Genomic DNA, 16,227 nt, shown 5'->3' with positions numbered 1-16,227 from the left:
CGCGGATTTCCGGGGCTGGAGGAGGCACGAAAGGCACAAGGGCGACGGCGGAAAGCACCTTCACGAGGCCCAGCGCCTCCTTGCCAACGGCAGAATGTGTCCAGCCCCACACCCGCACCATCGGTTAAACACCGATGGGCCGGCTCGAAAGCCGGCCCATCGCCGTCGTCAATTGCTCAACGTGCGGAAGTGTTTACCACTTGCCCTTGCGGTTGAAGTCGCGGTGTCCGCTCTCGCCGCCGCTGCGGGGCTTGCGGGAGCCGTCGCCGTGGCCGCCGAAGCGGGAGTCGCCGGACTGGCCGCGGTCGCTGAAGGAACGCTCGGAGCGGTCGCTGTAGGAACGTCCGCCGCGATCAGCCGAGGACCGCTCGCCGTCGTTCTTCCGGAATTCCTTCTTGAACCCGCCGTTGCCCTTGAAGTTGCCGCCGCGGTTGCCCTGGTAGGCGCCGCGGTCGCCCGAGGGCTTGCGGCCGTTGTCCAGCTCGAGGTGGATCAGCTCGCCGCCGATCCGGGTGCGGGACAGCGCCCGCAGCTGCTCGGGGCTCAGGTCCGCGGGCAGCTCCACGAGGGAGTGGTCGGAGCGGATGTCAATGCCGCCGATCTGGGCCGAGGAGATGCCGCCCTCGTTGGCAATGGCACCCACGATGGAACCCGGCATGACGCGCTGGCGGCGTCCGACGGCGATCCGGTAGGTGGCGTTGCCCTCGGTGAGCGTACGGGTCGGGCCACGGGAGCCGAAGCCGTCCTTGGAGCGCTCACGCTTCTGGTACTCGGGAGCCGCGGGCAGTTCCTTGACCAGGAGCGGCTGTCCACCCTGGGCCATGACGGCCAGTGCTGCAGCGATTTCTGCTGCCGGCACCTTGTGCTCTTCCTCGTAGGAAGCGATGAGGTCGCGGAACATCGAGACGTCCTCGGACTCAAGGGTCTCAGTGATGCGCTCGGCGAATTTGCCCAGGCGCAGGGTGTTCACGGTCTCGGCCGTGGGCAGGTGCATCTGCTCCACCGGCTGGCGGGTGGCCTTCTCGATGGAACGCAGCAGGTACTTCTCCCGCGGCGTCATGAACAGGATGGCGTCGCCGGAACGCCCTGCACGGCCCGTGCGGCCGATGCGGTGCACGTAGGACTCGGTGTCGTGCGGGATGTCGTAGTTGATCACGTGGCTGATGCGCTCAACGTCCAGGCCGCGGGCGGCGACGTCGGTGGCCACCAGGATGTCGATCCGGCCTTCCTTCAGCGCATCCACCGTGCGTTCGCGCTGCTGCTGCGGGATGTCACCGTTGATGGCTGCGGCCTGGAAGCCACGGGCCTTGAGCTTGTCAGCCAGGTCCTCGGTGGCCATCTTGGTGCGCACGAAGGCGATGACGCCGTCGAACTCTTCCACCTCAAGGATGCGGGTCATGGCGTCCAGCTTGTGCGGGCCCATGACCTGCAGGTACCGCTGGCGCGTGTTGGCGCCGGTGGTGGTCTTGGACTTCACCGAGATCTCGGCGGGGTCGTTCAGGTACTGCTTGGACATCCGGCGGATCTGGCTCGGCATGGTGGCCGAGAACAGCGCCACCTGGCGCTCCGAAGGGGTCTGCTGGAAGATCTGCTCAACATCCTCGGCGAAGCCCATGCGCAGCATTTCGTCAGCCTCGTCCAGCACCAGGTACTGCAGCTCGGACAGGTCCAGGGAACCCTTCGAGATGTGGTCGATCACGCGGCCGGGGGTACCCACAACCACCTGGGCGCCGCGGCGCAGGCCGGCGAGCTGGGGACCGTAGGCCGAGCCGCCGTAGACGGGCAGTACGGTGAAATCGTCAATGTGCTTGGCGTAGGAGGTGAACGCCTCGGCCACCTGGAGGGCCAGCTCGCGGGTGGGGGCCAGGACCAGGGCCTGGGTCTTGCGGGACGGGCCGTTGAGGTCGTGGAGTTCGGCCAGGCGGGACAGTGCCGGCACTGCGAATGCTGCAGTCTTGCCGGTACCGGTCTGTGCCAGGCCAACAACGTCGCGGCCTTCGAGCAGCAGCGGGATGGTGGCTGCCTGGATGGGGGACGGCTTTTCGTACCCGACATCCTGCAGGGCGGCCAGGACGCGGCCGTCGATGCCGAGATCGGCAAACTTTACGCCGTCTTCCTCTTCCTCAACCTTGGCGGAGGGGGCTTCCGTGGCAGGAGCTTCGGCAACTTCCGTGGCGGGCTCGGTTGCGGGTGCAGCGGCCTCGGTAAATTCGACGGCGGCGGTTTCAGCAGTTGCCGATGCGGTGGTTTCGTTCTGGTTTTCGGGCATAGAGAGTTGTTCCTCATCCATAGGGGGCCAGGCGGCACTACCCAGGTGAGCGGAGCCGCAGTACACGTGCCGATGGTGCCGGGCAAACGTTGACCGGCCGGTCACAGAAGTCCGGCGCTTTCGCAATCCCATGGCAGGACTTCGCGCTGCATCTCTTGGCTGCTATCCCAGCAGTCTGTACAGCGTTTTCTTTAGCCGGCTCTCCCTATGAAAATGCCCGCATCGCTTGCGCGGGCCCCAACACTTGCCAGTCCTGCCTCAAAAATTGGGCAGGAATAAGGGATTTCCGGAGTGGGGGATGTTTCAAGTGTAGGGCACGAAGGTGCCGTTGGGTAATTAAACGGCCGACGACGGCGGTGAGCTTGCGCACACAGCCCACCGTACAGCCTCGTGAGGGGACCGGTGCTACCGTCCCAGCCGCCGCAGCAGCACCTCAAACCGGGTGTGGTACTCGTCCTGGAGCCGGATCTCGCCGTCGGCCTCTGCACCGCGCAGGGCCTTAACAAGCTCCGCATCCGGCGCACTGAACCACTTGCCGATGGTGACGCCATGGCGCGGGACGAACGTGCGCTCGATGGTGTCGCCTGCCTGGATGCTGCCGGTGCGGAGGACGCGAAGGTAGGTCCCCACCCGCCCTTCCTCGGCGAACCGCTTCACCCACTGCGGTTCCTTCATCCGGCGCTGGAACGTGGCGCAGGGCGTGCGGGGGGACGTGACCTCAAGCTCGACGCCGGACCCCACCTTCCAGCGCTCCCCTATGACCGCGTGCGTTGCCTCGATGCCGGAGACGCGCAGGTTCTCACCGAAGACGCCCGGCGGAAGCTCGCGCCCCAGGGCAGCGGACCAGTAGTCGGCGTCGGCCTGTGAATAGGCGTAGACGGCCTGGTCCTCCCCACCGTGGTGCGCCCTGTTGGCCTGGATGTCCCCGCGCAGGCCCAGCTTGTGCACCTTCACCGGACCATCCGCGGGCCGCTTGTCGATGGCGGTAACTCCCACGCTGGAAGCATCCCCCAGAAGCTGGTGGACGCGGCAGACGGCAAGGACAGAACCTGATTCCATGGCATCAGTCTAGGGTTCTCCGGTATGGCGCCCGCTCCCCCGCCGCGCGTGGGCACTTCTCCCCTGCTTCTGTGAGCCTTCCTGCTCGCAGGGCGCACCGGCAGGGGCTACGCTGATTCGAGACTTGCATTTGGGGGTGCAGCGCTGCGCCCAAATCGCGTGAACAACTGAGGGGGACGCCGTGGACTCGAACCAGAAAGACCCGAAAGAGGAACCGCAGACCGGTCCCCTGGGTGGTGCCGGCGGCACCCGTGGCAGCAACGGCGCGGGCAGCACTGCCAAGCCGCCGCCCTGGCAGGTGCCCAAACCGGAGCTGCGGCCGGAGCTCCTCAATGACCCTGTCACCCCCGTGGACCCGTTTGCACGCGAACGGGAAAAGCAGCTCACTGATGCAGCGGCACGGAAGAAGCGTTCCCAGCGGCGGACCGTGGTGGTGGGCCTGGGTGTCACCGCCCTGCTGGCCGGCACCATCACGGCCGTGGTGGCCAGCAACGAGGACGACCCCGAATACGCACAGGTGTGCTTCAACGAGGAAACCGGCGAGCGCGTGGCGGACACCAGTTGCAACAGTTCCGCCGGCCGCAGCGGCGGCATCTACGCCTGGTACTTCTACTCCCGGGGGGCAAGCGTTCCGTCCATCGGCCAGAACCGGTCCACCGCCCCCAACTACACGCGGACCATTCCCAGCGGGGCCAAGGCCTCCACCGGTTACAGCAGCAAGGGCGGCACGGTCAGCCGCGGCGGTTTCGGATCAAGCGCCAAGAGCGGCTCAAGTGGCGGCGGCAAGGTATCGGGAGGCTGACGGATGAAACGGTTGTTGTCTGAGCCCCGGCCCGACTGGAAGCAGAAGATTGAAGAGCAGGGGCTGGTCTTCTCCACCACCACCATGGATGACGGGCGCCGCATCGAGTACTGGAACGAGTCGGCATACTACGAGTTCACCATGGACGAAGTCGAGACCCTCGAAGTGGCGGCCGAGGACATGCACCGGATGTGCCTGGAGGCCGCAAAATTCCTCGCCACCGGGGCCATGGGCAGCATCGGCATCGGACCCCAGGCCCTGGAACTGGCAGCCGAGTCCCTGCAGGCCGGCGACGTGGACGTCTACGGCCGGTTCGACTTCATCTATGACGGCCAGGGTGGCCCGGCCAAGATGCTCGAATACAACGCCGACACCCCCACCGGGCTCATCGAGGCCGCCGTCGCCCAATGGTTCTGGCTGCAGGACGTCCACCCGGGAAAGGACCAGTGGAACGGCATCCACGAGGCCCTGATCCGGCAATGGAAAAAGTTCCAGTACCGCACGGGCATGAGCACCCTTCACGTTGCCCATTCGGAAGTGGAGGAATCCGGCGAGGACTGGATGACCGCCGCCTACATGCGCGACGTCGCCAGCCAGGCCGGGTGGACCACCATCGGCATCAACATGTCCGATATCGGCTGGGACCCCAACCTGAACCGCTTCGTGGACCTTGACAACTTTCTGATCAGCACCATCTTCAAGCTCTACCCCTGGGAGCTGATGATGAAGGAGGAGTTCGGCCCGCGGCTGCTGGAGCGCGCCCACAGCCCGCGCTGGGTGGAACCGGCCTGGAAGATGCTGCTCTCCAACAAGGCCCTCCTCGCGGCACTGTGGCATCTCTACCCCAACCACCCCAACCTGCTTCCGGCCTACCTCACGGACCCGGGGCCGCTGAAGGAATGGGTGGCCAAGCCCCTGCACGGCCGCGAGGGCGACAACATCCGCATCCACGCTGACGGCATCAGGCTCGAGCAGCCCGGCGGGTACGGCCGCGAGGGCTGGTGCTACCAGCAGTACCACCCCCTCCCCGACTTCGACGGCAACCGTCCGGTCCTGGGCCTCTGGGTGGTGGACGGCGAGTCCGTGGGCTGCGGCATCCGGGAATCGGACGGGCCGGTCACGGACTACTTCTGCCGCTTTGTGCCCAACACCATTGACGCGCCGGCTCCGCTTTCCGCGGTGGCCGCCTCCAGCAAGGCAGGAATCACGCTATGAACCAGGTGACAGCATGAGTACAGACATGACGACGGCGGGAGCCCCCGGAGGCGGGGCCGGCACCCCGGTGCCGGGCAAGGGACTCCGGGCCGGGATCCTGGACCTGGGCGACTCGGTGATGCTGGGGCTGGCCTCCACCGCCCCGGTGTACTCGCTTGCCGCCACCCTTGGCCTGATCGTGGCGGTCAACGGCAACTACACGCCCCTGATTCTCCTGCTGGGCTTCATCCCGGTCCTGTTTATCGCCTATGCCTTCCGCGAGCTCAACAGTGCCATCCCGGACTGCGGCACCACCTTCACCTGGTCCCGGCAGGCGTTCGGCCCCTGGGCGGGATGGCTGGGCGGCTGGGGCGTGGCGCTCGCCGGGATCGTGGTGCTGGCCAACCTGGCGCAGGTGGCCGGGCAGTACCTGTGGCTGCTGGTGGGCGACGGGTCGCTGGCGCAGAACAAACTGCTGGTCACCGGAAGCGGCCTGCTGTTCATCGTGCTGATGACCCTGGTGAACTACCGTGGGATCCGGTTGGGCGAACACGTCCAGCGCGTCCTGACGTATGTCCAGTACATTGCGCTGGGCATCTTCGCGCTGGCCATCGTCATGCGGATCGTGGGCGGGGCGCCGGAAGGCCAAGCCTTCGACTTTGAGTGGTTCAACCCGGTGGGAGCCTTCACCGATCCCGGTGCCGTGGTGCACGGAGCCCTCCTGGCCCTGTTCATCTACTGGGGCTGGGACACCTGCCTGGCGGTCAACGAGGAAACCGAGGACCCGTCCAGGACCCCCGGCCGCGGCGCCGTCATCTCGGCCTTCGTGTTGGTAGCGATCTATGTTTCCGTGGCGCTGCTGGTGATGATGTATGCCACCGTGGGGTCCGAGGGCATCGGCCTGGGCAATGAGGCCAACCAGGACGACGTGTTCCTGGCCATGAAGGATGTGGTGCTGGGGCCGTGGGGCTGGCTGATCGTCGTCGCGGTCCTCGCCTCCGTCCTGTCCTCCACGCAGACCACCATCCTGCCCACCGCACGCGGCACGCTCTCCATGGGCATCCACGGCGCCCTGCCCGCCAAGTTCGCCGAGGTGCACCCCCGCAACCAGACCCCGGGTTTTTCCACCAAGGTGATGGGTGCCGCCGCGGCCGCCTACTACGTGGCCATGAGCTTCCTGAGTGAAAACCTGCTGTCGGACTCCATCAGCGCCATCAGCCTTTTCATTGCGTTCTACTACGCCCTGACCGGCTTCGCCTGCTTCTGGTACTTCCGCGGGACGCTCCGGGACTCGGCCCGCAACCTCTGGTTCCGCGGCATCCTGCCCCTGGCCGGTGCCCTCCTCCTGACCGCCGCGTTCTTCGTCTCCGCGGTGCAGATGTGGGACCCGGCGTATGGCGACACCCAGATCTTCGGGGTTGGCGGGGCCTTCGTGAGCGGTGTGGTGCTGCTGGCCCTGGGCGTGGTGCTGGCCGCCGTCTGCCGGTTCCTGCCCGCCACGCGCGGCTACTTCGTGGTCAAGAAATGACCCGTGAGGCCATGCCGGCAGGCCCGTCCGACATCCTGGACCTCGATTCCCTGCTCTCGGCGGAGGAACTGGAGCTCCGGCAGAAGGTCCGGGACTTCACCTGCCAGCGGATCAAGCCGGACATCGCCCGCTGGTACGAGGACGCCGTCTTTCCCCTGGACCTGGCGCCGGAACTGGGCGAGCTGGGTGTGCTGGGCATGCACCTGGAGGGCTATGGCTGCCCGGGCCGCTCCGCCGTCGAATACGGCCTCGCGGCAATGGAACTGGAAGCCGGCGACTCCGGGATCCGCACCTTCGTGTCCGTCCAGGGCTCGCTGGCCATGACCGCCATCCACACCTGGGGCTCCGAGGAGCAGAAGCAGGAGTGGCTGCCGCGCATGGCGGCGGGTGAGGTTATTGGCTGCTTCGCCCTGACCGAGCCCACTGCCGGTTCGGACCCCGCCTCCATGGCCACCTTTGCGCAGCAGGACGGCAGCGGTGACGACGCCGGCTGGGTACTTAACGGTGCCAAGCGCTGGATCGGCCTGGCATCGGTGGCCGGCGTCATGGTGGTGTGGGCCATGACGGATGACGGCGTCCGCGGCTTCCTGGTCCCCGCCGGAACCCCCGGCGTGACCGCCACCCCCATCAAACAAAAGCTGTCCATGCGCGCCTCCGTCCAGTGCGACGTGGAGTTCGACGACGTCCGGCTGGGTCCCGAGGCCCTGTTGCCGGGGGCGCAGGGGCTGCGCGGCCCGTTCACCTGCCTCAATGAGGCCCGGTACGGGATCGCCTGGGGTGCCATGGGCGCGGCGCGGGATTCCTACGAGTCGGCGCTGGCGTACTCGCAGGACCGGCTGCAGTTCGGCAAGCCGCTGGCCGGCTACCAGCTCACGCAGGAGAAGCTGGTGAACATGCTCGTGGAGATCCAAAAGGGCACGCTGCTGGCACTGCACCTGGGCCGGCTCAAGGACGCGGGAACCATCCGGCCGGAGCAGATCTCGCTGGGCAAGTTGAATAACGTCCGCGAGGCCATCGCCGTGGCACGGGAGGCCCGGTCCATCCTGGGCGGCAACGGCATCACCACCGACTACTCACCGCTGCGGCATGCCGCGAACCTGGAATCGGTGCGGACCTATGAAGGCACCGACGAGGTCCACACTCTGATCCTGGGCCGCCACATCACCGGCCTGAACGCCTTCCACTGAGCGCCGATTAGCGGCGTTGGGACGCAGCGCTCAGGCGGAGAAGCCGCCGTCGGCCTTGATCAGCTGGCCCGAGATCCAGCGGCCGGCCGGCGAGAGCAGGAACGCCACGGTCCCGGCGACATCTGCGGGGGTGCCCAGGCGGCCGGTGGGCTGCTGTGCCGTGAGCTCCCCGCGGACCTCTTGGGTCATCCAGCCCGTATCCACCGGCCCCGGGTTCAGCACGTTCGCCGAGATTCCCTGCGGCCCCAATTCGCGGGCGGCGGCAATCACGATGCGGTCCAGGGCCCCCTTCGAGGCGCCGTACGGCAGGTTGAACGCTGTGTGGTCACTGGTCAGCGCAACGATCGCGCCGCCGTCGTCCGTTGCCTGCCGGGCGAAGGCGGCAATCAGCTGCCAGCTGGCGCGGGTGTTCACGGCGAAGTGCCGGTCAAAGGATTCAACGGTGGTGTCCAGGACGCCCGAATCCACCGATTCCGCGTGGCTGAGCACCAGACCCCTCAGCGGTCCGGCCAGCTGTACGGACTCCGTAACGAGGCGGTCCGGCACGCCCGGGTCCTGCAGGTCGGCTGAGAGGACGTGGACCTTGGCGCCGATGGCTTCCAGTTCGGCGGTGAGGCGGACCACGTCCTCCGGTTCACTCCCCCACGGCATGCGGGCGTCGTAGTCGGCCCAGTAGGACAGGACCAGGTCCCAGCCGTCGGCGGCGAGCTGCCGGGCGATTCCGGCGCCGATGCCGGCCAGCCGCCCTACTCCGGTGACCAGGGCAACGGGGCGGGCGGGGACGGGCGCAGGGGTTTCCATCCGACCAGCCTAGCGGGGGCGGGTGCCCGCACTGTTTAGGTCCGCAGTGTTCAGGCGGCCGCGGGCTCCGCTTTTCCTGCCTTTGTTTCCGCTCCACCTTTGTGCCGGCGGATGGTGGCGCTGATGACCGCGGCGATGGTGCACATGGCCGCCGCTCCCAGCCAGGCGTACGTGTAGTGTCCGGTGGCATCACGCAGGGCGCCGGCGGCGATGGCGGCCGCGGCAGCCCCGAGTTGGTGGGCGGCGAAAACCCAGCCGAAGACCACGCTGCCGTCCGCCCCGAACGTCTCCCGGCAGATGGCGGCGGTGGGCGGGACGGTGGCCACCCAGTCCAGGCCGTAGATCACCACGAACACGATCATGCTGGGCTGCACTTCGGCATTCAGCAGCAGCGGGAGCACCAGCAGGCCGATGCCGCGGAACTGGTAGTAGACGGCCAGCAGGATGCGGGGGTTGAAGCGGTCCGTCAGCCAGCCGGAGGCGATGGTTCCGATGATGTCGAAAATCCCGACGACGGCGAGCAGCCCTGCGGCGGTGGTTTCCGGCATGCCGTGGTCATGGGCGGAGGGAATGAAGTGGGTGCCGATCAGCCCGTTGGTGGTGGCACCGCAGATGGCAAAACCGGCGGCGAGCGCCCAGAAGGTCCGGACCTTGCTGGCCCGGCGGAGTACCTGCAGGGCACGGATGGCGGCATTGGTGCGCGGCCCGGTTTCCGGCACCGCTGCGGCCGCCGGCGCCGTTGCGGCTTCCGGTTTGGAGGCTTCAGCGCCGGCGGGTTCCGCGCCATAGGGCAGGACACCGACGTCGGAGGGAGAGTTTTTGAGGAACTTCAACACCAGCGGGACCACGGCCAGGGCTCCGGCGGCGATCAGCAGGGATGCCTGCCGCCACCCTGGGTCCTGGGCGAGCAGCGCGATGAAGGGCAGGAACACCAGTTGCCCGGCGGCACTGCCGGCGGTGAGGATGCCGATCACCAGTCCCCTGCTCCTGGTGAACCATGTGTTGGCGATGGTGGCGGCGAAGACCAGGGCCATCGAGCCCGTACCGAGGCCGATCAGCAGCCCCCATGTCAGAAGGATCTGCCACGACTGGTTCACCAGCACGGTCAGCGCACTGCCCATGCCGATGAGGACCAGCGCCGTTGCCGTGACCGCGCGGACACCGAACCGTTCCATCAAAGCCGCGGCGAACGGCGCAGTCAGGCCGAAGAGCACCAGGTTGATGCTGACGGCTGCGGACAACACTGTGGTGGACCAGCCGAACTCCTGTTGGAGCGGGACCATGAGGACACCCGGAGCCGCCCGGAATCCGGCGGCACCCACCAGGGCAAGGAACGCCACGGCTGCCACCGTCCACGCAGGATGCAGCCGGCGGCGGGGACCCCGCGGCCCAGCAGGTGCAGCATCGACGGGAATGCCGGCCGCTTCGTCGGGCAGCGTGCTCATGCGGGCGTTCCTCTCCGGGATGCGGTGGACAACGGGATGGGCTGCTCGGACCTGGACCGGCTGTGCCAGCTGGTGTTCGCCCCGGTCAGCCTTTCCCCGCATTCGGTGCAGGTATCGGCGGAGGTGGTGGGGTTTCCGCAGCTGGAGTGGATGACGTAGAGGTGCGCCTGCTCCGAGGGTGCGGGCAGGTGCTTCTCCGCCCAGATGGTGACGGCGTTCAGCACCGGTAGCGCGTCCTCACCCATGGGAGTCAGGACGTACTCCTGGCGGGTGCGTCCGCCGTCGTCGTATGCCTTTTTCTCCAGCAGCCCGGATTCCACCAGGCCTGCCAGGCGCTTGGTGAGGACGGAGTCCGCCACCTCCAGGCGGCTCTTCATCGCGTCAAAGCGCCCGTTCCCGAAGAAGACCTCGCGGAGCACCAGGACGGACCAGGGGTCGCCCAGGATGTCCAGGCCGCGGGCGATGCTGCAGGTGCGCTGGGACCAGTCGGATCGAAGAGGCATACCGGAAACGCTAGCTGACTCTCTTCAAGAAAGCCAGAGGTTTCGCCTACTGCTAGGGGATGTTGGAGAACGCCTGGTCCAGGTCCGCGATCAGGTCCTCCGCGTCCTCGATGCCGCAGGAGAGGCGGAGTAGGTTGACCGGGACGGCCAGTTCAGTGCCCTTGACCGAAGCGTGGGTCATCTCGGAGGGGTAGTTCATGAGCGACTCGATGCCGCCCAGGGACTCGGCCAAGGTAAACACGGAGGTGGATTCCGCCACCTTTCGGGCGGCAGCTTCACCGCCCTTGAACTGCACCGAAACCATGCCGCCGAACTTCCGCATCTGCGACTTGGCCAGCTCGTGGCCCGGGTGGGTGGGCAGTCCCGGGTAGAGGACGGCCTCCACCTCGGGGCGCTCCAGCAGCCACTCGGCCACGGCCTGGCCGTTCTCGCTGTGCCGGTCCATCCGGACGCCGAGGGTTTTGAGTCCGCGCGTGGTCAGGAAGGCGTCCATGGGCCCGGACACGGCGCCCACGGCGAACTGGACGAAGCCGATCTTCTCCGCCAGCTCAGCGTCGTTGACCACCACGGCGCCGCCCACCACATCCGAGTGTCCGCCGATGTACTTTGTGGTGGAGTGGACCACAATGTCGGCACCCAGGGCGAGCGGATTCTGGAGGTAGGGGGACGCGAAGGTGTTGTCGACGACAAGGAGGGCCCCGGCGTTGTGCGCGATGTCGGCGAGCGCCACGATGTCGGTGATCTTCATCAGCGGGTTGGACGGCGTCTCCACCCACACGAACCGGGTCTTGTGCGCAGCCACCGCACGGCGGACCCTGTCCAGGTTGGCCATGTCAACCGGGGTATTGCCGATCCCCCAGTCCCCCAGGACCCGGCTGATCAGCCGGTAGGTACCGCCGTACGCGTCGTTGCCCAGCACGATGTGGTCCCCGGGGCGGGTCAGCGCGCGGATGAGGGCGTCCTCGGCGGCAAGCCCGGAGCTGAAGCTGTAGGCGTGGCTGCCCAGTTCCAGCGCAGCGAGCTGTTCCTGCAGGGCATCGCGGGTGGGGTTGCCGCCGCGGCCGTACTCGTAGCCGCTGCGCAGCCCGCCGATGCCGTCCTGGGCGTAGGTGGAGCTGAAATGCAGCGGCGGCACCACTGCTCCGGTGCGGGGTTCGAAGGCCTGTCCGGCGTGGACGGCGCGGGTGTTGAACCCTTGGTTTTCAGAGGCAGGCATGGGTGCTCCTTTACGGGTAACGCAGATCAGTTGCTGAGGTAGGCCAGCAGGTCGTGGCGGGTGAGGATGCCCACGGGGGCTCCCACGAACGTGACCATCAGGGTGTCAGTGTCAGAGAGCAGCTCCCTGGCCGCGGAGATGGTTTCCAGTGATCCGATGACGGGGAGCTTGGGTCCCATGTGCTCGGAAATCTTGTCCGTCAGCTTGGCTTCGCCGCGGAACAGCTTGGCGGTCAGGGTGCGCTCGTCCACGGCGCCCAGGACCTCGCCCATGACCACCGGCGGTTCCTGGGACAGGACCGGGATGTGGCTGACGCCGAACTCGTTCATGATGTTGATGACGTCGCGGACCGACTCGTTGGGGTGGATGTGCACCAGGTCCGGCAGCTCGCCGTTCTTGGACTTGATGACCTCGCCCACGGAGGTTTCCTCGCCGCCGGAGAGGAACCCGTAGGAACGCATCCACTGGTCGTTGAAGATCTTGGCCAGGTAGCCGCGGCCGGAGTCGGGCAGGATAACCACGACGACGGCACTTTCCGGCAGGTCCTTCGCGGCCTGCAGGGCGGCTACTACAGCCATGCCGGAGGAACCGCCCACCAGCAGCCCCTCTTCCCGTGCCAGGCGGCGGGTCATGGCAAAGGAGTCGGCATCAGTGACGGCGATGACGTCGTCCGGGATTGTCTTGTCGTAGTTCGCCGGCCACATGTCCTCGCCGACGCCCTCAACGAAATACGGCCGTCCGGTGCCGCCTGAGTAGACCGAGCCTGCCGGGTCCGCGCCGATGATCCGGACCAGCCCGCCGTCGGACTCCCCCCGGTCAGCCGAAACCTCCTTGAGGTACCTGCCCGTGCCGGTGATGGTGCCGCCCGTGCCGGCGCCGATGACGACGTGGGTGACCTTGCCGTCGGTGTCCCGCCAAATCTCCGGGCCGGTGGTCTTATAGTGGCTGCCCGGCGCCGCCGGGTTGGAGAACTGGTCCGGTTTGAAGGCGCCCGGGGTCTCGCGGGTGATCCGGTCCGAGACGCCGTAGTAGCTTTGCGGGCTGTCCGGCGGGACGGACGTGGGCGTGACCACCACCTCGGCGCCGTAAGCCTGCAGCACGGCGCGCTTGTCCTCGCCCACTTTGTCCGGGACCACGAAGACGCACTTGTAGCCCTTCTGCTGCGCCACCAGGGCCAGGCCCACCCCGGTGTTGCCGGACGTAGGCTCGACGATGGTGCCGCCGGGCTTCAGCTTGCCGTCGCGTTCGGCGTCCTCGATCATCTGCGCCGCGATGCGGTCCTTGATGGACCCACCAGGGTTCAGGTACTCCAGCTTGACCAGGACGGTGGCTTTGATGCCTTCGGTCACGTGGTTGAGCTTGATGAGCGGGGTATTGCCGATGAGGTCCAGGACGGACTGGGCGTACTTCATAGGTACAAAGCTACCGCTTCCTGTGCGCCCTTCCCTGCCCGGGGTGCGAGGATAGCCCGGTGAAGCAGTTCGCATGGCCCAAGGCCGCCCGGAGCTACCTGCTGCCCGGCGCAACACTGGCCGCAGGCGCGGCCACCCTGGGGTTGGGCCTTCTTCCCCTGCCTGCATTCGGGGAACTGACCGCCCGCACCCTGCCCATCCTCGCCTTTGTGCTTGCCATGTCCCTGGTCACCGAACTGGTGGACGAGGCTGGGCTGTTCCGGGTGGTGACGGACCGGCTTGCCGCCCTGGGCCGCGGACGGGTCTTCCTGCTGTGGCTCCTGGTGGTGGCAGTGGCCGCGGTGTCCACGGTGTTCCTGTCCCTGGATACGACGGCGGTGCTGGTGACGCCCGTGGTGGTACTGCTGGCGGTCCATGCCCGGATCCCGCCGCTGCCGTTCGCGCTGACCAGCATCTGGCTGGCCAATACGGCCTCCCTGCTGCTGCCCGTCTCCAACCTGACCAACCTCCTGGCCCAGGACCGGCTGGGGCTAAGCCCGTGGCGCTTCGCAGGGCTGGTCTGGGCACCCGCCCTGGTTGGCCTGCTGGTCCCCCTTGCCCTGCTCTGGCTGGCGTTCCGCCGGGACCTGAGCGGAACCTATGGGCCGCAGCCCGCCCACCCCGTCAAGGACCGCACCCTGCTGAAGACCGCAGCCGTCACGCTCCTGGTCCTGCTGCCCGCGCTGGTGTCCGGACTGCCGGTCCAGTACCCGGCGCTCGCCGCGGCAGTCGTCCTCCTGGCGGTCTTCCTCCGGCGCAGGCCCTCCGTGCTTCGGTGGTCCATGGTTCCGTGGCGGCCGCTGATGCTGACGGTGGGGCTGTTCATGCTGATGGAGGCCCTGCATGCGCATGGCCTTACCACGCTGCTGGCGGGTGTAGCCAGCACCGGGGACAGCCTGCCCGCGCTCCTGCAGTTGGCAGGGCTGGGCGTCGGTGCGGCCAACGCTGTCAACAACCTTCCCGCCTACCTGGCACTGGAGCCGGTGGCAGGATCGCCGGTGCGGCTGGCCGCCCTGCTCATCGGGGTGAACCTTGGCCCGCTGGTCACCCCGTGGGCGTCGCTGGCCACACTCCTGTGGCATGAGCGGCTCCGGGTACTGAACGTGCCCATCAAGTGGGGCGGGTTTGCCGCGGCGGGACTGGTGGCTGTTGCCCTGACCGTCCCGCTGGCCGTCCTGGCGCTGTGGGCGGTGTCCGGGATGCCTTGAGCGGGCCTGGAATCAGCTGCCCGCACCCTGACCTTCCGCAGCAGGAAGGTTCTCCCACAGGCCCAGGATGTTGCCCTCGGGATCCTTGAAGTACGCCGTGTAGCCCATTCCGGGAATCTCGTTCTTGGGCATGACCACCGTGCCGCCGAGCTCCTCGACGCTCTTGAGCGTTGCGTTGATGTCCCGCACATCAACAGTGATGACCGGGGTGGTGATCTGCCCTTCTCTGGCCATCATTCCCCCATTGATGGCACCTGCGGCTGCCGGCTGGCCGTCGTCGTCCATTTCGGTGGTGATGACCATGCTGTAGTCCATCCCGGGCACCGGTTCTATCCGCCAGCCCAACGCCTCCTGGTAGAACTTCCTGGCCCGCTTCTGATTGTCCGCGGGGATCTCGAAATGCACTACTCCGCCCATGGTTGCCCTCCGTGTTCCTGTGGTTCGCGGCTGAACGGCCGCCTGGTGCAGGCTCCCGGTCTGCCACACGCGGTGATCCTAATCCGGGGCCGGGAAGCGGCAGAAGGGCCGATGGTCCCGCCGCTGTCAGTGGTCCGTGGGACGATGGAAGGCATGACCATCGCAGAGGCACCACCCCGGCTGGCAGCCGCCGCGGACGTCTCCCTGCGGTGGTATCCGGAGTCCCCCTACAGTCTTTCCCGCACCCTGGCCCCGTTGCTGCGCGGCAACAGCGATCCATCCTTCAGCGTCCAGGGGGACGTCATTTGGAACGCCTTTACGACGCCGGACGGTCCAGCGACCATGCGCCTCGCCCCCGCATGCGGGGGCGCAGCAGGCGGGCCGCTCGTGGATGTCCAGGCCTGGGGCCCCGGCGCCTCGGCCGCCGTGCAGGCAGCGCCGCGGCTGTTGGGCGCCGACGACGACTGGCGGGGTTTCGACGACCCCTCCTTCCATGCCACGCTGCCCCGCATGGTCCGGGAAGCACGGCGGCGCAGCCTGGCAGTGCGGCTGCCGTCCAGCGGCCGCATGGTGGACCAACTGGTGCCGATCATCCTGGAACAGAAGGTGACGGTGATCGAGGCGCGGCGGGCCTACCGCTACCTGGTGCACCGCTATGGAACGCCCGCCCCCGCGGCCGGAACCTCCACTCCGGCCGGCCTGGTGGTGCCGCCCACGGCACCGCAGTGGCTGCAGATTCCCAGCTGGGAGTGGCACAAGGCAGGCGTGGGACCCCAGCGCTCGGCCACGGTCATGCGGGCGTTGCGCTCCGCCGTCGCGCTTGAACGCCTTGCAACCCTGCCGGCCGTCCAGGCGGCGGAGAAGATGCAGGTGATCCCCGGCATCGGTGTCTGGACGGCTGCCGAGGTGGTGCAGCGCACCCATGGCTGCCCGGACTCGATTTCGGTGGGCGACTATCACCTGGCGGCCTACGTGGGCGCGGCGCTGACCGGGCGCCGGACGGACGACGCCGGGATGCTCCGGCTGCTGGAACCCTGGCGCGGGCACCGGCAGCGCGTGGTCCGGATGATCCAAAGCACCGGGTTCCGCAAGCCCACCTTCGGCCCCAGGATGACCATCCAGGACCACCGCGGGCATTGAGCTGCGG

Annotated in this window: 14 protein-coding genes; 6 read left to right on the top strand and 8 right to left on the bottom strand. The window is 67.6% G+C overall.

Annotated features, from left to right (window positions below; translation table 11 throughout):
• Positions 1 to 193 precede the first annotated feature (193 nt).
• Both QF031_RS04625 and QF031_RS04620 read right to left on the bottom strand, forming a co-directional pair.
• A complete protein-coding gene (locus tag QF031_RS04625) occupies positions 194 to 2,269 on the bottom strand; it encodes a DEAD/DEAH box helicase (RefSeq protein ID WP_307424733.1) in 2,076 nt (691 codons plus the stop codon).
• A 405-nt stretch (positions 2,270 to 2,674) separates the two neighbouring features.
• Complete coding sequence (locus QF031_RS04620) at positions 2,675 to 3,328, bottom strand: MOSC domain-containing protein (RefSeq protein ID WP_307424731.1); 654 nt, start codon at positions 3,326 to 3,328, stop codon at positions 2,675 to 2,677.
• Between the two features lie 181 nt (positions 3,329 to 3,509).
• On the opposite strand from QF031_RS04620, the gene QF031_RS04615 reads away from it, so the two are divergent.
• From QF031_RS04615 to QF031_RS04600, 4 genes are read left to right on the top strand one after another with little or no spacing between them, the layout of a single operon-like run.
• Positions 3,510 to 4,130: a Tat pathway signal protein gene (locus QF031_RS04615; protein ID WP_370874486.1), complete on the top strand. Its 621-nt coding sequence runs from the start codon at positions 3,510 to 3,512 to the stop codon at positions 4,128 to 4,130.
• A 3-nt stretch (positions 4,131 to 4,133) separates the two neighbouring features.
• Positions 4,134 to 5,345, top strand: a complete 1,212-nt coding sequence (locus QF031_RS04610) for a glutathionylspermidine synthase family protein (protein WP_307424728.1) — start codon at positions 4,134 to 4,136, stop codon at positions 5,343 to 5,345.
• A gap of 13 nt (positions 5,346 to 5,358) precedes the next feature.
• Positions 5,359 to 6,852, top strand: a complete 1,494-nt coding sequence (locus QF031_RS04605) for an APC family permease (RefSeq protein WP_307424725.1) — start codon at positions 5,359 to 5,361, stop codon at positions 6,850 to 6,852.
• A complete protein-coding gene (locus tag QF031_RS04600) occupies positions 6,849 to 8,039 on the top strand; it encodes an acyl-CoA dehydrogenase family protein (protein WP_307424721.1) in 1,191 nt (396 codons plus the stop codon). Before QF031_RS04605 ends, QF031_RS04600 begins: the two co-directional genes overlap by 4 nt.
• Positions 8,040 to 8,069: 30 nt before the next feature.
• Here the strand turns inward: QF031_RS04600 and QF031_RS04595 are convergent, their stop codons facing one another.
• Genes QF031_RS04595 through QF031_RS04575 form a run of 5 tightly spaced genes read right to left on the bottom strand, consistent with a single transcriptional unit; the run spans position 8,070 to position 13,416 of the window.
• Complete coding sequence (locus QF031_RS04595) at positions 8,070 to 8,840, bottom strand: SDR family oxidoreductase (RefSeq protein ID WP_307424718.1); 771 nt, start codon at positions 8,838 to 8,840, stop codon at positions 8,070 to 8,072.
• 50 nt (positions 8,841 to 8,890) lie between these two features.
• A complete protein-coding gene (locus QF031_RS04590; RefSeq protein WP_307424714.1) occupies positions 8,891 to 10,285 on the bottom strand; it encodes an MFS transporter in 1,395 nt (464 codons plus the stop codon).
• On the bottom strand, positions 10,282 to 10,788 hold the full coding sequence (locus QF031_RS04585) for a winged helix-turn-helix transcriptional regulator (protein WP_307424711.1): 507 nt from the start codon (positions 10,786 to 10,788) through the stop codon (positions 10,282 to 10,284). The genes QF031_RS04590 and QF031_RS04585 overlap by 4 nt, the downstream gene beginning before the upstream one ends.
• 52 nt (positions 10,789 to 10,840) lie before the next feature.
• Positions 10,841 to 12,004 (bottom strand): cystathionine gamma-synthase, encoded by a 1,164-nt coding sequence (locus QF031_RS04580; protein WP_307424708.1) that lies wholly within the window; start codon positions 12,002 to 12,004, stop codon positions 10,841 to 10,843.
• Positions 12,005 to 12,030: 26 nt separating this feature from the next.
• Complete coding sequence (locus QF031_RS04575) at positions 12,031 to 13,416, bottom strand: cystathionine beta-synthase (protein WP_307424705.1); 1,386 nt, start codon at positions 13,414 to 13,416, stop codon at positions 12,031 to 12,033.
• A gap of 59 nt (positions 13,417 to 13,475) precedes the next feature.
• Here QF031_RS04575 and QF031_RS04570 point away from each other — a divergent pair, with 59 nt between their 5' ends.
• Positions 13,476 to 14,663 (top strand): SLC13 family permease, encoded by a 1,188-nt coding sequence (locus QF031_RS04570; protein WP_307424701.1) that lies wholly within the window; start codon positions 13,476 to 13,478, stop codon positions 14,661 to 14,663.
• 12 nt (positions 14,664 to 14,675) lie between these two features.
• On the opposite strand, the gene QF031_RS04565 is transcribed toward QF031_RS04570, so the two are convergent.
• Positions 14,676 to 15,080, bottom strand: coding sequence for a VOC family protein (locus QF031_RS04565; RefSeq protein WP_307424698.1), 405 nt, complete (start codon positions 15,078 to 15,080; stop codon positions 14,676 to 14,678).
• A gap of 153 nt (positions 15,081 to 15,233) precedes the next feature.
• Here QF031_RS04565 and QF031_RS04560 point away from each other — a divergent pair, with 153 nt between their 5' ends.
• Complete coding sequence (locus tag QF031_RS04560) at positions 15,234 to 16,220, top strand: DNA-3-methyladenine glycosylase family protein (protein WP_307424695.1); 987 nt, start codon at positions 15,234 to 15,236, stop codon at positions 16,218 to 16,220.
• Positions 16,221 to 16,227: the final 7 nt, after the last annotated feature.

It is taken from the genome of Pseudarthrobacter defluvii (assembly GCF_030816725.1).
Taxonomy (GTDB): domain Bacteria; phylum Actinomycetota; class Actinomycetes; order Actinomycetales; family Micrococcaceae; genus Arthrobacter; species Arthrobacter defluvii_A.
Note: the sequence above shows the minus strand (reverse complement) of the source record. Positions and strands in the feature narration are given on the sequence as shown.

Bases quoted from the DNA above. Each gene is read 5' to 3' on its own strand.
- QF031_RS04625 (WP_307424733.1), bottom strand. From the start codon at position 2,269: ATGCCCGAAAACCAGAACGAAACCACCGCATCGGCAACTGCTGAAACC.
- QF031_RS04620 (WP_307424731.1), bottom strand. From the start codon at position 3,328: ATGGAATCAGGTTCTGTCCTTGCCGTCTGCCGCGTCCACCAGCTTCTG.
- QF031_RS04610 (WP_307424728.1), top strand. From the start codon at position 4,134: ATGAAACGGTTGTTGTCTGAGCCCCGGCCCGACTGGAAGCAGAAGATT.
- QF031_RS04605 (WP_307424725.1), top strand. From the start codon at position 5,359: ATGAGTACAGACATGACGACGGCGGGAGCCCCCGGAGGCGGGGCCGGC.
- QF031_RS04600 (WP_307424721.1), top strand. From the start codon at position 6,849: ATGACCCGTGAGGCCATGCCGGCAGGCCCGTCCGACATCCTGGACCTC.
- QF031_RS04595 (WP_307424718.1), bottom strand. From the start codon at position 8,840: ATGGAAACCCCTGCGCCCGTCCCCGCCCGCCCCGTTGCCCTGGTCACC.
- QF031_RS04590 (WP_307424714.1), bottom strand. From the start codon at position 10,285: ATGAGCACGCTGCCCGACGAAGCGGCCGGCATTCCCGTCGATGCTGCA.
- QF031_RS04585 (WP_307424711.1), bottom strand. From the start codon at position 10,788: ATGCCTCTTCGATCCGACTGGTCCCAGCGCACCTGCAGCATCGCCCGC.
- QF031_RS04580 (WP_307424708.1), bottom strand. From the start codon at position 12,004: ATGCCTGCCTCTGAAAACCAAGGGTTCAACACCCGCGCCGTCCACGCC.
- QF031_RS04575 (WP_307424705.1), bottom strand. From the start codon at position 13,416: ATGAAGTACGCCCAGTCCGTCCTGGACCTCATCGGCAATACCCCGCTC.
- QF031_RS04565 (WP_307424698.1), bottom strand. From the start codon at position 15,080: ATGGGCGGAGTAGTGCATTTCGAGATCCCCGCGGACAATCAGAAGCGG.
- QF031_RS04560 (WP_307424695.1), top strand. From the start codon at position 15,234: ATGACCATCGCAGAGGCACCACCCCGGCTGGCAGCCGCCGCGGACGTC.